Genomic DNA, 13,741 nt, shown 5'->3' with positions numbered 1-13,741 from the left:
TAAAGAAGGAAATTGTTACAAATCCACAAAATTTAAAATTTATATGTTGACATAGAGAATGAGAATCAATATCATTTAAAGGTGAGACAGAGACAATCAACATCTTTGAGAAAACATAGCTTGTACACACTAGGAGGGTATTAAATGTTTTGGTTTAACAGAAAAAGATTTGGAAGCATGAAATTAACGATGATCGGATTAATGGTGATGGTGCTATTTTTATCCGCTTGCGGTAATAATAATTCCGGTAACGCATCAAACACAGGATCAGAGCCTACAGCAGCACCTACTGCTGAAGCCACAGAAGCTCCTGCAGCGCCTAAGACGTTAACGGATGCAATGGGGCATGAAGTAACGATTCCGGCTAATCCAACGCGTGTACTGGGTTCTTATTTGGAGGATGCTCTGGTAACTCTGGGCGTGACTCCAGTAGCACAATGGTCCGTACCGAATGGTGTTCAGGATTATCTGGCCGCTGAATTGAAAGATGTGCCTACCATTAGCTACGATCTTCCGCTCGAGGCAGTAACCAGCTTTGCTCCGGATCTTATTCTCATCCCATCGGAGTCTTCTGTACAGAACGGTATCTACGACCAACTGAATAAGATTGCACCGACTTATGTGATTGGGGATGAACTAAATCAAGATTGGCGTAAATCGCTGCTCAAGATTGGTGAAATTCTGAACAAGACCCCTGAAGCAGAGAAAGCCATTAAAGAGTATGAAGACAAAGCGGCTGCTGCGAAAGAAGAGCTTAAAGGAGCTATTGGTCAAGAGTCCGTGGCGATTTTATGGTTGGTACAAAAGAACTTCTATATTGTAGATGAAACACGCAGTAGTGGTGCTGTGTTATACACAGACCTTGGTGTAACGCTGCCTAACTTAGTAACAGAAATTCCTGTTGGTACAAGAGCTACTTGGAATCCAATCTCGCTAGAGAAGCTTTCTGAGCTGACGGCAGATCATATTATTCTTGTAAACAGTGATAAGACTGAGGGTTCGGAAATCCTGGACAGTGCAATTTGGAAAGGTATCCCGGCTGTAAAAGCTGGTAATGTGCATGAAATGAGCTCAACCAGCAGCTGGTTATACAGTGGTGCGAACGCTGGCGGCAAAATTATTGATGATGTGTTAAAAAGTCTTGTGAAATAAAAAGTCGTAATTCACCATGAATGAGACTGATCTTTTGGTGGGGAAGGGCGTGCAGATCAAGTATCTTAGGATACTAAGATCTGCACCATTTTTTTATAAACCATTGTCATATTACGGAAAAACTACTCCTACAATTGTACAACCTAATTTTTTTTGCGATAATGAGAATGATTGTTGTTATCATATAGACTAATGTAACTATCGATTAAGGAGACGACTCATGGTTTCACCCTCAGATTTCGCACATCGCAATAAAAATGATACAAAAAAAGCTCTACATACCCGACCGGCAGCTGCAATGGGTATTCTAGTGATTGGACTTGCTGCTATAGCCTTCGGACTGGCGCTTTCGGTCTCGGTGGGTGCGGCAAATATCAAGCTAGCTACGGTATGGGAAGCAATATTTCATTTCAATCCAGATTTACAGCAGCATCAGGTGATAAGAGAACTGCGATTTCCACGCGCGATAGCAGGTGCTATAGTCGGTGCTTGCTTCGCAGTAGCAGGGGCAATCATGCAAGGGATGACAAGAAACCCGCTGGCGGATTCAGGTCTGTTAGGCTTGAATGCGGGAGCAGGTGTAGCGCTGGCCATAGTTTTTGCTTTTGCACCTTCGCTCTCCTTCACTTCACTTATGTTGTTTTGTTTTATAGGTGCCGCTGTAGCCTCATTTATCGTATTCGGAATTGGGTCGCTATCTTTTAATGGCCTTACACCGTTACGTTTAACGCTCGCAGGCTCTGCGGTAAGTGCATTACTGGTTGCTGTTAGTCAGGGTATAGCTATTCTTTTTAACTTATCCCAGGATATTGCCTTCTGGCTGGCTGGCGGAATGGGTGGGGCGAGCTGGACTCAGATCAAGATTATTTTTCCTTGGGTGTTCGTGGCATTAATCGCAGCGATGATATTATCGCGGTCCGTCACTTTGCTCAGCCTAGGAAGAGAAGTTGCTGTTGGTCTGGGGCAGCGGACAAGATTAGTGCAGTTGGCATGTATGATTGTTGTAGTCGTTCTTGCCGGAAGTGCAGTCTCAATGGTTGGCCCGATTGCTTTTATAGGACTAATTATTCCACATGTTACACGTTATTTCGTTGGTGTAGATTATCGCTGGATTATTCCTTGCTCGGCGATTCTAGGGAGCTTATTGATTATCTTTGCGGATATCGCCGCTAGAATGATAAATGCACCTTATGAAACGCCGCTAGGCGCTTTAATAGCCATCATCGGTGTACCTTTTTTTATTTACTTAGCGAGTAAGCGTAAGGGGGAGCTGTAATGCACAGATTAACCCTTTCTCCTAATGAAAAAGAACGCCGCACACGTGCCATTACAGTGTTATCGCTGCTTGCCATTTTGATCGTTGTTGTATTTATTGTCAGTATGAATACAGGATTTATGCGTCTATCCCCCCGGGAGGTATTACATACACTGCTGGGAGATGGAACTCATCAGCAAAAGCTAATTTTATTTGATTTCAGATTACCTCGCATCGTTATTTCATTGTTAGTTGGAGCGGGCTTTGCAGTGTCAGGTTGTATCTTACAAAGTCTCGCTCGGAATGCACTTGCTGAACCGGCTACGCTGGGCATTAGTGCGGGTGCAGGTTTTGCGGTAATCATTTTTATCTCGTTTTTTCCGGCTACAACAGCAGCTCCGGTATTCGTCTTGCCGCTTTTAGCGCTTGGAGGAGCTAGCTTAACCGCCGCTTTAATCTATATTCTTGCATATCGGAAAGCAGATGGTCTGTCTCCAACAAGATTGATCCTTATCGGGATTGCGGTCGCTGCCGGAATCAATGCTTGCCAGCTTGTGTTGGCCCTTCGGCTTGATCCTAATAATTATCAATTTGTAGCGACTTGGATCGCCGGGAAAATATGGGGTGGCGATTGGAGATTTGTCCTTGCGCTGCTGCCTTGGATAGCGATTCTGTTACCGTTCGCCTTCTATAAGGCCCGTATTCTTAATGTATTGAATCTAGGAGATCATACTTCATTAGGACTTGGAATGCGCGTGGAGAAGGAACGTATTCTCCTTCTGGTAACAGCAGTAGCACTTGCCGGCTCCTGTGTCGCTGTAAGCGGAGGGATTGGCTTTGTTGGTTTAATTGCACCACATCTAGCTCGCAAGCTTGTGGGACCCCGTCATCAGGTATTATTACCAGCTAGTGCTTTGACAGGGGCACTCCTTATGATTACTGCGGATACCATCGGAAGATGGGTTCTGCAGCCTGCAGAAGTTCCAACAGGTATCGTGGTTGCGATCATTGGTGCACCTTACTTTTTGTATTTACTCGCCAAATCAAAAGCGTAAAACTAAGCTCTTGCTTACGAAGCAAGATAAATTGTGTAGTTCATTCTAGGAGCATAGCTTCATAAAACTTTTAAGGAGTGGTTAACATGTCAGAACGTTTGAATACAGAAGAATTAAGTATTGGGTATGCAGAGGCTACGATTGTTAAAGGTTTGAACTTATCCATCCCTACGGGAAAAATCACCGCACTAGTGGGCGCTAACGGCTCTGGTAAATCTACAATTCTTAAAACTATGGCCCGGATCATGAAGCCTAAGAGCGGCAGCGTGATGCTGGACGGCAAATCGATCCATAACTTTTCTACGAAAGAGGTAGCTCGTCAGCTTGCGATCCTACCGCAAAACCCAACGGCTCCAGACGGACTAACGGTCTCTGAACTTGTCAGCTATGGTCGCTTCCCGCATCAAAAAGGATTCGGCACAATGACAGCGGAGGATCGCAGCATTATCTCTAACGCTATCACTGTTACAGGTATGGAGCCTTTCCATGACCGTCCGATTGACCGCTTGTCCGGAGGACAACGTCAGCGTGCTTGGATCGCAATGGCATTGGCGCAAGAAACAGACATTCTATTCCTGGACGAACCAACAACATTTCTAGATATGGCGCACCAGCTTGAAGTTCTACAGCTTCTGCAAAAGCTGAATGAGGAAGAAGGCCGTACCATTATTATGGTAGTGCATGATCTGAATCATGCTACTCGTTATGCGCAGCATATGGTCGCTATTAAGTCCGGTACTGTGGTTAGTGAAGGCTCACCTACTGAAGTTATGACACCAGATGTACTGCGGGAAGTGTTTGGAATTGAGGCGGATATTGTGCCAGATCCACGCACCGGTGTGCCACTGTGCCTTCCTTACGAGCTTGCAGCCTATAAAGCGGTGTAAACATAATTAAAAATCATACAACGAACAGGCTCCCGTCATTGACAAGGGAGCCTGTTCGTTGTTACAGTTGTGGTTGCCTACAATTCCATGATACCACTACTTAAAATAGATCAAGAACCATCATTTTTACATGGTTAAAGGAGCATGAAACATGAATATTGACAAAATTCAAGATGACCTAGAGCAATTAATGACTGCAGGAATAGTGAAGAGTCATGAAAACTTAAAGGATCACGTGTATACCAAAATGGGCGGCAAAGCTGATATTTTGGCGGCACCAGCTACTTATGATGAAATTCAAAAGATCGTTACATATGCTGAACAAAATGGGATAACCCTTACGGTACTTGGGAACGGCTCTAACGTGATTATCCGTGATGGAGGTGTGCGTGGGATCGTTCTGCAAACGGCAGGACTAACTGGAATGGGAATTCGAGATAATCTCTTGTATGCGGAGTGCGGCGCCAAGATTATTGATGTTTCCAGATATGCGCTGGAAATGGAGCTTACGGGTCTTGAGTTCGCCTGCGGCATTCCAGGAACAGTTGGTGGAGCGTTATACATGAACGCAGGTGCTTACGGCGGAGAAATTAAAGATGTACTGCATAGCGCGCTGGCTATAACTAAGAGCGGACAATTAGTGACTCTGCAAGGGGATGAGCTGCAATGGGGTTATAGAAAAAGCGTGTTCGCAAGCGGTGAATACATCGTGCTTGAGGCCAATTTTGCTATGACTTCTGGTGATGCGTTAGCCATCAAGTCGAAAATGGATGAACTTACTTACCTGCGTGAATCGAAGCAGCCGCTTGAGTATCCATCCTGTGGGAGTGTCTTTAAACGTCCTCCAGGTCGTTTTGCGGGTCAGTTAATTCAAGAGAGTGGCTTACAGGGAACAAGAATCGGTGGTGCTGAGGTATCCAAGAAACACGCAGGATTTATTGTAAATGCAGATAATGCAACCGCCAGTGATTACATCGGGTTAATTCACCATGTAAGATCGACTGTGAAGGATAAATTCGGAGTGGAGCTGGAAACTGAAGTGGAGATCATTGGAGAAGAATAACCTCTAATTAGTAAGAGCCCGCAGATTACTGTGGGCTCTTTTGCTGTTATCACTTATGGTTCAATCCACTGATAGGGTGTATTTAGCTCTATCTGTAGTTATTTCCGCCTTATGATCACCTATATCCTCAATACGAAGCCCGTCAATAGCTAAGTCATAGGTGGAATGTGGTAGAGATACTAGCTCACCATCAGCGTTTAAAGTGCTGCCAAATCCTTTTAATATTAATGCACTCCCTAGATAATCATCGATAACATCCTCCGCACTCCGGAACTCAACTGCCTCCAGATTAAAATGAATTTTATCCAGATCACGAAGCTCTTTCTTTTCAATAACAATGGTTTCATTTACATGACTGTTAACCCAGTCCATCAATTTCTGTATGCTTTGTTCCATAAGATGATCCCACCTTTACTTCAAAGATTATTAGGTTTAAGTTACCCTTTTTGTAGGATTTGAATCCATATTTTTGCCACATCTGAGCGAAAATGAACAAAGGATGGTGCTAAGCTATAGCGAATGTTACAGAATAGCAACAGCAGAGATAATCCTCTACAACCAGAATAAGGATAGATAGATATTAACTATTCGAAAAAGGGGGTAGTGTCATTTGATTCAGCTAACTGAGGTCTCCAAGTATTATCAGGAGAGGTGTGCGGTTGATCGAATAACTTTTGCAGTGGAGAAGGGTGAGGTCTTTGGGTTTCTAGGTCCCAATGGTGCTGGTAAGACGACCACGATGCGAATGATGACGGGGCTTCTTCAGTCTACAAGGGGAGAAATTTTAATTAATGGCATGAATATTTTACGACATAAAAAAGAAATTCATGCCCAAATTGGCGTTGTTTTCGAGCTTCCCAATCTGTATATGCGTTGTTCTATCCGAGATAATCTAGAGCTGTATGCTGACCTGTATAGGGTAGCAGCCAGTCGGGTGAATGAAGTCATGGAAATTCTTCAACTGTTAGATAAGGAAAAAGCTAAGGTAAGTAGCTTGTCCAAAGGCTGGAAGCAGCGTGTCCTAATCGCCAGAGCATTATTACATAAGCCTCAAGTGTTGTTTTTAGATGAGCCTACGAGTGGATTAGATCCAAATTCAGCCTCACTCATTCGTAATCACATCAAGAGAATTCAAGATGAAGGTACAACTATTGTCTTAACAACGCATGATATGCACGAGGCAGAAGAATTAAGCGATAGAGTAGGGATCATGCACGCTGGTGCATTGGTGGCACTTGATGAACCCCATAGACTTAAGACCATGTATGGTAAACCAGAAATTGAAGTGAAATATCAGCAGGATAGAGAAGTGATTATGAAATCCTGGCCGATAGCAGAAGAGTCTACAAAAGATCATATTTATCAGCTAATGTCTAATCATCAAATGATAAGTATGCACAGTAAAGAGGCTTCGCTGGCAGATGTATTTGCTGCCTTGACGGGAAGTGAGTTAAGTTGAGTTATCCGTTATGGAAGCTGTTTAAGCATGAGTGTAAGGATATACTACGTAATCCAGCGACTGTAATTCTAATTGTGTTGCCTATATTTATGGCTAAAATAATCATCACTGTAGTGGACAAGAGCGGTCTAGATTTCATGCTTCTTTCTACTTGGATCTTGTTTGCGCAAGTAATGGTTGGAATCATGATTACCGGCCCAGGATTAATTGAGGAGCGAGAGAGTAAAACTTATGATGCACTGTTGATCTCACCGTTAAGCAGAGGTCAGATCATTATTGCTAAGGCGGGTTCTGTTCTTGTCTTTTCGTTATTTTCACAGCTGATAGTTTATGTACTTAATCAAGGGTTGAACATAGATTTATTGTCTTCGTTGATATATATGTTATTGGGTGGAATGATCTTTGTACAAGTTGGAATTATCATCGGATTAAAGGTAAGTTCCTCCAAAAATGGCTCGGCCATCAGCTCTGCATTTATGGTTCTTTTTTTCTTGGTGGCTTCTGTTTACTTAGCTCTTCCAGAATGGACTTATCCGATCTTTGCAGCTTTGCCGAGTATTGAAATCACCCAGAACTTGAACAGTATTCTTAATGGAGAAGGGATATTGCCTGTAGAAAGTCTGCTGTTGCTCATATGGATTGCGGTGCTTTCAGTTTGGATTTGGAAGATCGAGAAAGAGTAGAACTTGTCAGGAGCAGGCCACCCGTGGTATAGTTCAAGACGCAATATGCTTAAAGAAGAAGTCTGCACGGATTGTGCAGGAGAGGTTCGCGAACTCCCTCTATAAAAAACTAAGAGTATATTAAACCGTATAAGCGGATGCTGTCCTTTACCCGGACGTTGCTTCCGTTTCTTCTTAGTGGAGCCAAGTTTTCGAAATCTCGTTCTTCTTTCCATTACCGGCCAAGGCCGAAGGAAAAGAGAGGGGTTTTTTGTCGTGTCAGAAGGAAGATTAAAAGAGGAAATGCAAGAAGTCACTTTGCTTGGTAATCAGGGAACGCAGTACAAGTTTGGTTATGATCCAGACATTCTAGAAGTATTTGATAATAAGCATCCTGGGCGTGATTATTTTGTTAAATTCAACTGCCCTGAGTTTACTAGCTTATGTCCTGTTACAGGCCAGCCGGATTTTGCCACACTGTATATTTCGTATATTCCTGAACAGAAGATGGTGGAATCTAAATCATTAAAGCTGTATTTATTCAGCTTCCGTAACCATGGTGACTTTCATGAGGACTGTGTCAACATTATTATGAATGATCTGATCTCACTGATGGACCCACGTTACATTGAGGTATGGGGCAAATTCACTCCGCGTGGAGGCATTTCTATTGATCCTTATTGCAACTATGGAAGACCGGGTACGAAGTATGAGGCGATGGCGGAGCACCGCTTGATCAATCACGACCTCTATCCGGAAAAAGTGGACAACCGCTAATCCCAATAAGTTGATAAGGAGAGATTAAGATGAATAAAAAAGCACTAGTTGTATTCAGCGGCGGACAAGATAGCACCACTTGCCTGATTTGGGCATTGAAGCGTTTTGAGGAAGTGCAGGTAGTTACCTTCAACTATAATCAGCGTCATGCGGCTGAAATCGAAGTTGCTACAGAAATAGCAGCTAAGTTTAATGTAAAACAGCATATTCTTGATTTGGGACTGCTGAATCAACTGGCACCAAATGCTTTAACACGGCAGGATATTGATATTGTGGCTGGCGAAGGCGATGACCTTCCAAGTACGTTTGTGGACGGACGAAATCTGTTGTTTTTATCTTTTGCCGCAATATTAGCTAAACAGTTAGGTTATTCCCATATTGTTACTGGAGTCTGCCAAACGGACTTTAGCGGATATCCGGACTGCCGTGATGTCTTTGTGAAATCATTGAATGTTACGCTGAATTTATCTATGGACTATGAGTTTGCAATACACACTCCACTGATGTGGCTGGATAAAAAAGAAACGTGGAAGATGGCCGATGAACTGGGTTATTTTGATTATGTTCGCGAACATACTCTGACCTGTTATAACGGCATAATTGGCAGAGGTTGTGGATCTTGTCCAGCATGTCTATTACGTCAGCGGGGACTTGAACAATATGAGGCGGAAAGAACGGAGGTCCGTTCTTAATGCTTAACGAGGTCTCAGTCTGCAAAATATTTACGTTCGACGCGGCGCATCAGTTAGTGGGTCACAAAGGGAAGTGCAGTAACCTGCACGGTCATACGTATAAGCTCGAAGTAGTGCTTAAGGGCAAACCTATGACCGCGGAAGGCCATTCGGACGAAGGGTTTGTAATTGATTTCAGCGATATCAAAACAACAGTGCAGCAAAGCCTTGTAGACCGTCTAGATCATGCTTTTCTCGCTATGGGAAATGAACCTGTGTTAGAGACGTTAACGAATACGGGTTCCAAAGTAGCTTTGCTGTCTTTCCGGACCACCGTTGAGAATATGTCTTCATATATAGCATACAAGCTTAAGCAAGCGGGGCTGCCCTTGTACGCTGTAAAGCTATGGGAGACACCAACCTCTTGGGCAGAAGTGCTGGCTGAAGATATCCCTGAGGATGGACCATCTTACCGCTTGTATGGAGGCTGTGATTGTGAGTAAGATTCCTGTAATTGAAATCTTCGGTCCGACCATTCAAGGTGAAGGTGCGGTAATTGGTGTGAAGACTATGTTTGTCCGCACCTATGGCTGCGATTATCGCTGTGGCTGGTGTGACTCCGCTTTTACTTGGGATGGTTCGGCTAAGGATAAGGTTCGAATGATGGCCTCGGATGACATTATGAATGAACTTATAGCTATAGCTGGAGATAATTTCGACTGTGTTACGATTTCAGGCGGCAATCCTGCTTTAATTGGTGATGGGATGGGCACTTTTATTAACCTGCTACATGAGCGAGGGATACAAGCTGCAATAGAAACTCAGGGCAGTAAATGGCAGGAATGGTTCAATGACGTGGATGTGCTGACCATTAGTCCGAAGCCGCCAAGCTCAGGGATGACAACGAATTGGGAAATGCTAGATAACATCATGAGTAAGCTGGAGAATCTGGGCCGTTCCACACACAGTCTTAAAGTCGTAGTGTTTGACGATAAGGACTTCGGTTATGCAAAAGACATTCACCATCGATATCCCAATGTGCAGCTCTATCTGCAGCCTGGGAATGATGATGTCACTGAAGAGGGTGACATTTCTGCTCGACTTTTGGGGAGGCTGGAATGGTTGTTTAATAAAGTAATCTTAGATCCTGAAATGAATAGAGTGCGTGTACTACCACAGCTGCATGCTTTAATCTGGCATAATAAGCGTGGCAAGTAAAAAGGGGTGTAATGTAATGGGTGTCTGCATAGCAGATGCCCTTTTTTTGTTGATTTGAGTCTTTAAAAAGGTAGATAGAATGTCCCATAATCTGGTATGATTTTCATAAAAGTTATAGGAGGTACCTAATGGGAAATTTAACTGCACTGTTAATTATTGATGTTCAAGAAGCTATGTTCTCCTATCCTGATCAAAAGCTGTACGATGAAGAGGGTGTGATGGAGAGAATTATTTCCCTTCAGCATAAGGCTAGGGTGGCAGGTACTCCAATTGTTTATATTCAACATACGGAAGATGAGGAATACACAAAAGGTACGCCCACATGGCAGATCAGTCACCGTATCACACCGCAGGAAGGCGAAGTTATTGTGGAGAAGCCTACTTGGGATGCTTTTCACCAAACCGTGTTGCAAGATGAGCTACAGAAGCTCGGGATCACGAATCTGGTGATTTGTGGGATGCAAAGTGAATTCTGTCTAGATACGACGATAAGACGCGCATACAGCATGGGATATAAAAGTGTGCTGGTTTCAGATGCTCATAGCACCTTTGATAATGGGGTTCTGAGTAGTAGAGAGATCGTTAAGCATCATAATGCGGTAATTGGAGGTAGATTCGCCCAGTTACGAGCTGAAAGCGAGGTTCAGTTCTAGATGAATACCCCACAGGCTGCCATGAAACCTATTCAGCGTTCTCGACTTAGACTATTTGCCGGAAAGCGATATTTTATTTGGAAAAGATACTTGAAATGGTGTACTGATCGCGGCAAGATGGCGAAGCAGCGCACTAGTGATATTTTATCTTATGAGGCAATGACTCACGCTACACCGTTATTACGTAGTCTTCGGAATGTAGATATGGTGCTTCAATATAATAAAATAACAAATTTACGGCTGGCGATCGCGAAACTGGATGGACTCATGGTGCGGCCGGGGGAGACGTTTTCCTATTGGAGAAGCATCGGCAAGCCCAGTAAGCGAAAAGGATATCTGGAAGGTATGGTTCTGCATTATGGCGGTTTTCATTCTGGAGTTGGCGGGGGGCTATGCCAGTTGTCTAATCTGATCTACTGGATGACACTGCATACTCCTCTTACGGTTACGGAACGGCATCGGCACAGCTATGATGTATTTCCAGATGAACAGCGCACACAGCCATTTGGAAGCGGGGCTACCTGTTCTTATAATTATTTGGATCTTCAAGTGAAGAATAACACGAATCAAACGTATCAATTAAAGCTCTGGCTGGATGACAGTCATTTGCATGGGGAATGGAGATGCGATGAGCAGTCACTTTATAAATATGAAGTGTACGAAAGTGATCATCGGATAAGCCTAGAACCATGGGGCGGATATATTCGTAGCAATAAGATCAGTCGAAAAATATTCACACGTACAGGCGACCTAGTTGGAGATGAAGCTGTAACGGATAATTATGCGCTTATGATGTATTCTCCGCTTCTTCATGGTTAAGAGCCAATGACATTCCACAGTATCTTAAGCATATGCTCTCGTCAGAAATGACATTGCTTATGCTTTTTTTAGCGAAATCTAATGAAAATAGATGCATTTTTTCACGGTCTGCGTTAAATTAACATAAGTGACTTAAGATATTGAAAGGACGCGTACCATGTGAATCTTAAAAAACCGCCACTTCCTATTCCAATTTTAATGTTGATTGGGATTGTGGCCATCTCTTTTTCTGCCATTTTTATCAAGTGGTCTGCAGCACCAGCATCTATACAAGGAATGTATCGGCTGTTGTTCACCTCGCTGCTGATGTTGCCTTTTGCAAGACCATACAGCGGAGCAGCGTTCGCGCTTCGTAAAAAAGACTGGATCATGCTAGTGCTCTCAGGCACTATGCTAGCGCTACATTTTTTGCTTTGGATGGGCTCTTTGAAGTATACTTCGGTAGCTAGTTCAACAATGATCATGGCGCTGGAGCCCGTGTTTATAATGCTGGGCGTTTATTTTTTGTATAAGGAAAAAACAGCTGTGTCTGCTATTCTAGGGTTGAGTATCGCTATTGGCGGAGTAGTATTTATCGGCTGGGGAGATATTGGAATCTCTGCGGATAATCTTAAAGGTGATTTGCTATCGGTTGGAGGAACAGTCGCGGTAGCTGTGCATATGCTTATCGGTCAAAGGCTTGTAGTGCGCATGCCCTCATATTTGTATAGCTTGATAGTATTCTTGTCAGCGGCTGGCGTGTTTGCCATTTACAATCTGATCATGGGGATTTCCTTCTTCAACTATCCTGCAAATGAGTGGGGAATCTTCGTTTTGCTAGCAGTGGTTCCAACGGTGTTCGGGCATATTTTATTTAATTGGCTGCTTCAGTATGTATCCGCAACTACGGTATCTATGAACATCTTAGGAGAACCAGTGGGGGCAAGTATCCTCGCGTATCTGCTCTTGGGTGAACAATTAACTGCGCTACAATGGGCAGGTGGACTTTTGGTTATGTTTGGACTTGGCGTATATTTGTATACTGGAAGAAAGAAAACGATTCAGGTGGCGGAAGCCATTCAGAATGCTTCATAACAGATATTTTAATCATAAAGGGGTCGCAAGGTATGGAAGAACAAGATCAAAATTTAGAATTGCATTCTGGAAAAGGCACTGGGCCAACAAGTGAGGAACTATGGAACGAAGACACGTACACAGCTTGGGTTGCTCGATTTGGTACACCGTCAGAGGCAGCAGCAAAGTTAATTAAGGAACCAAGTGCAAAGCTGTACCCGCTCTCTTCTTATTTTGGAGATGTACAGGGTAAAAAGATGATGAATCTCATGGGATCAAACGGAATGAAGGCAGTCGCTCTGTCATTACTCGGGGCGGACGTAACTGTTGCCGACTTCTCGGAGGCTAATGCGCGTTATGCTGCTGAACTCGCTCAAGAAGCGGGTGTTCAGCTAAACTATATCGTATCGGATGTTCTGAAGCTTCCAGATCACGTACTGGATGGTTCATATGATATCGTATTTGCGGAGTTAGGGATTGTTCATTACTTTACCGACCTTGCTCTTTTTATGGAAACAGTCCACCATTTACTTTCTCCTGGTGGGATTTTTATTCTGCGCGATTTCCATCCTGTGACGACTAAGCTTATATCCTCTAAGGGTTCTACAGCGAAGGTTCGCAAACACAAAGTCAGCGGTGACTACTTCGACACGACATTGGAAGAAAAAAGAGTCTCATACTCTAAGTATTTGCCTTCAACAGGCAAACCAGCAGGCGAACAGGAGCATAGCGTGGTATATTGGCGTCGCTGGACGCTTGGAGAAATTGTAACAGCCGCTGCCAGTTCCGGACTTGTGATCCGTCAATTGGTAGAAGAGCCTAATCTATCCTCGGACGTTTATGATAAAGGAATACCAAAGACATTCACCTTGGTGGCTGGTAATGGTCAGAACCTGTAAGAGTATATGTTTACACGTTACAATAACCTTATATTTCTCGTAGAAACGGCTGCATCGTCCCTGAGAGGACGGCGCAGTCGTTTTTTTGTTTAAAACATAAATTTTTAAACTTTTTTAC

At 43.5% G+C, this 13,741-nt stretch carries 16 protein-coding genes and 1 riboswitch; of the genes, 15 read left to right on the top strand and 1 reads right to left on the bottom strand.

The window, feature by feature from the left end:
* The first annotated feature begins 144 nt into the window (after positions 1-144).
* The 5 genes from ACDZ28_RS25015 to murB all read left to right on the top strand — a co-directional run bounded on the left by ACDZ28_RS25015 (position 145) and on the right by murB (position 5,412).
* Positions 145-1,152, top strand: a complete 1,008-nt coding sequence (locus tag ACDZ28_RS25015) for an iron-hydroxamate ABC transporter substrate-binding protein (RefSeq protein WP_375103063.1) — start codon at positions 145-147, stop codon at positions 1,150-1,152.
* A gap of 220 nt (positions 1,153-1,372) precedes the next feature.
* Positions 1,373-2,428 carry an iron ABC transporter permease gene (locus ACDZ28_RS25010; RefSeq protein ID WP_076120501.1) on the top strand — a complete coding sequence of 352 codons (1,056 nt, stop codon included), beginning with the start codon at positions 1,373-1,375 and terminating at the stop codon, positions 2,426-2,428.
* The gene (locus tag ACDZ28_RS25005; RefSeq protein ID WP_375103062.1) at positions 2,428-3,462 is read left to right on the top strand and encodes a FecCD family ABC transporter permease; all 1,035 of its coding nucleotides are present in this window, start codon (positions 2,428-2,430) and stop codon (positions 3,460-3,462) included. Before ACDZ28_RS25010 ends, ACDZ28_RS25005 begins: the two co-directional genes overlap by 1 nt.
* Before the next feature lie 86 nt (positions 3,463-3,548).
* On the top strand, positions 3,549-4,349 hold the full coding sequence (locus ACDZ28_RS25000) for an ABC transporter ATP-binding protein (protein WP_042128168.1): 801 nt from the start codon (positions 3,549-3,551) through the stop codon (positions 4,347-4,349).
* 151 nt (positions 4,350-4,500) lie between these two features.
* Positions 4,501-5,412, top strand: coding sequence for a UDP-N-acetylmuramate dehydrogenase (gene murB / locus ACDZ28_RS24995; RefSeq protein WP_076120503.1), 912 nt, complete (start codon positions 4,501-4,503; stop codon positions 5,410-5,412).
* Positions 5,413-5,472: 60 nt separating this feature from the next.
* Here the strand turns inward: murB and ACDZ28_RS24990 are convergent, their stop codons facing one another.
* A complete protein-coding gene (locus ACDZ28_RS24990; protein ID WP_076120504.1) occupies positions 5,473-5,808 on the bottom strand; it encodes a hypothetical protein in 336 nt (111 codons plus the stop codon).
* A 214-nt stretch (positions 5,809-6,022) separates the two neighbouring features.
* Here ACDZ28_RS24990 and ACDZ28_RS24985 point away from each other — a divergent pair, with 214 nt between their 5' ends.
* The 10 genes from ACDZ28_RS24985 (at position 6,023) to ACDZ28_RS24940 (ending at position 13,623) form a co-directional block, all read left to right on the top strand.
* Positions 6,023-6,871 carry an ABC transporter ATP-binding protein gene (locus ACDZ28_RS24985; protein WP_375103061.1) on the top strand — a complete coding sequence of 283 codons (849 nt, stop codon included), beginning with the start codon at positions 6,023-6,025 and terminating at the stop codon, positions 6,869-6,871.
* On the top strand, positions 6,868-7,554 hold the full coding sequence (locus tag ACDZ28_RS24980) for an ABC transporter permease (RefSeq protein WP_156114814.1): 687 nt from the start codon (positions 6,868-6,870) through the stop codon (positions 7,552-7,554). The genes ACDZ28_RS24985 and ACDZ28_RS24980 overlap by 4 nt, the downstream gene beginning before the upstream one ends.
* A 75-nt stretch (positions 7,555-7,629) precedes the next feature.
* Positions 7,630-7,673, top strand: a riboswitch (PreQ1 riboswitch).
* A gap of 163 nt (positions 7,674-7,836) precedes the next feature.
* A complete protein-coding gene (gene queF, locus ACDZ28_RS24975) occupies positions 7,837-8,310 on the top strand; it encodes a preQ(1) synthase (RefSeq protein WP_036687775.1) in 474 nt (157 codons plus the stop codon).
* Positions 8,311-8,339: 29 nt separating this feature from the next.
* The gene (queC, locus tag ACDZ28_RS24970; RefSeq protein ID WP_076120507.1) at positions 8,340-9,002 is read left to right on the top strand and encodes a 7-cyano-7-deazaguanine synthase QueC; all 663 of its coding nucleotides are present in this window, start codon (positions 8,340-8,342) and stop codon (positions 9,000-9,002) included.
* Positions 9,002-9,484, top strand: a complete 483-nt coding sequence (locus tag ACDZ28_RS24965) for a 6-carboxytetrahydropterin synthase (protein WP_042128160.1) — start codon at positions 9,002-9,004, stop codon at positions 9,482-9,484. Before queC ends, ACDZ28_RS24965 begins: the two co-directional genes overlap by 1 nt.
* Positions 9,477-10,199, top strand: a complete 723-nt coding sequence (gene queE / locus ACDZ28_RS24960; protein WP_076120508.1) for a 7-carboxy-7-deazaguanine synthase QueE — start codon at positions 9,477-9,479, stop codon at positions 10,197-10,199. Before ACDZ28_RS24965 ends, queE begins: the two co-directional genes overlap by 8 nt.
* A gap of 128 nt (positions 10,200-10,327) precedes the next feature.
* Positions 10,328-10,852, top strand: coding sequence for a cysteine hydrolase family protein (locus ACDZ28_RS24955; RefSeq protein ID WP_375103060.1), 525 nt, complete (start codon positions 10,328-10,330; stop codon positions 10,850-10,852).
* 21 nt (positions 10,853-10,873) lie between these two features.
* Entirely contained in the window at positions 10,874-11,671 is a 798-nt protein-coding gene (locus ACDZ28_RS24950; protein WP_375103059.1) for a VanW family protein, read from the top strand.
* Positions 11,672-11,830: 159 nt separating this feature from the next.
* Positions 11,831-12,745: a DMT family transporter gene (locus ACDZ28_RS24945; protein ID WP_375103058.1), complete on the top strand. Its 915-nt coding sequence runs from the start codon at positions 11,831-11,833 to the stop codon at positions 12,743-12,745.
* Positions 12,746-12,777: 32 nt separating this feature from the next.
* Complete coding sequence (locus ACDZ28_RS24940) at positions 12,778-13,623, top strand: methyltransferase domain-containing protein (protein ID WP_375103057.1); 846 nt, start codon at positions 12,778-12,780, stop codon at positions 13,621-13,623.
* Positions 13,624-13,741 lie beyond the last annotated feature (118 nt).

This window comes from Paenibacillus sp. RS8, from assembly GCF_041956825.1.
GTDB lineage: Bacteria > Bacillota > Bacilli > Paenibacillales > Paenibacillaceae > Paenibacillus_AQ.
This window is presented reverse-complemented; position numbering and strand designations above follow the sequence as displayed.

Coding starts and splice junctions, on each gene's coding strand:
- ACDZ28_RS25015 (WP_375103063.1), top strand. CDS start 145: ATGTTTTGGTTTAACAGAAAAAGATTTGGAAGCATGAAATTAACGATG.
- ACDZ28_RS24940 (WP_375103057.1), top strand. CDS start 12,778: ATGGAAGAACAAGATCAAAATTTAGAATTGCATTCTGGAAAAGGCACT.
- ACDZ28_RS24990 (WP_076120504.1), bottom strand. CDS start 5,808: ATGGAACAAAGCATACAGAAATTGATGGACTGGGTTAACAGTCATGTA.
- queC (WP_076120507.1), top strand. CDS start 8,340: ATGAATAAAAAAGCACTAGTTGTATTCAGCGGCGGACAAGATAGCACC.
- ACDZ28_RS25000 (WP_042128168.1), top strand. CDS start 3,549: ATGTCAGAACGTTTGAATACAGAAGAATTAAGTATTGGGTATGCAGAG.
- ACDZ28_RS24965 (WP_042128160.1), top strand. CDS start 9,002: ATGCTTAACGAGGTCTCAGTCTGCAAAATATTTACGTTCGACGCGGCG.
- ACDZ28_RS24950 (WP_375103059.1), top strand. CDS start 10,874: ATGAAACCTATTCAGCGTTCTCGACTTAGACTATTTGCCGGAAAGCGA.
- queF (WP_036687775.1), top strand. CDS start 7,837: ATGCAAGAAGTCACTTTGCTTGGTAATCAGGGAACGCAGTACAAGTTT.
- ACDZ28_RS25005 (WP_375103062.1), top strand. CDS start 2,428: ATGCACAGATTAACCCTTTCTCCTAATGAAAAAGAACGCCGCACACGT.
- murB (WP_076120503.1), top strand. CDS start 4,501: ATGAATATTGACAAAATTCAAGATGACCTAGAGCAATTAATGACTGCA.
- ACDZ28_RS24955 (WP_375103060.1), top strand. CDS start 10,328: ATGGGAAATTTAACTGCACTGTTAATTATTGATGTTCAAGAAGCTATG.
- ACDZ28_RS25010 (WP_076120501.1), top strand. CDS start 1,373: ATGGTTTCACCCTCAGATTTCGCACATCGCAATAAAAATGATACAAAA.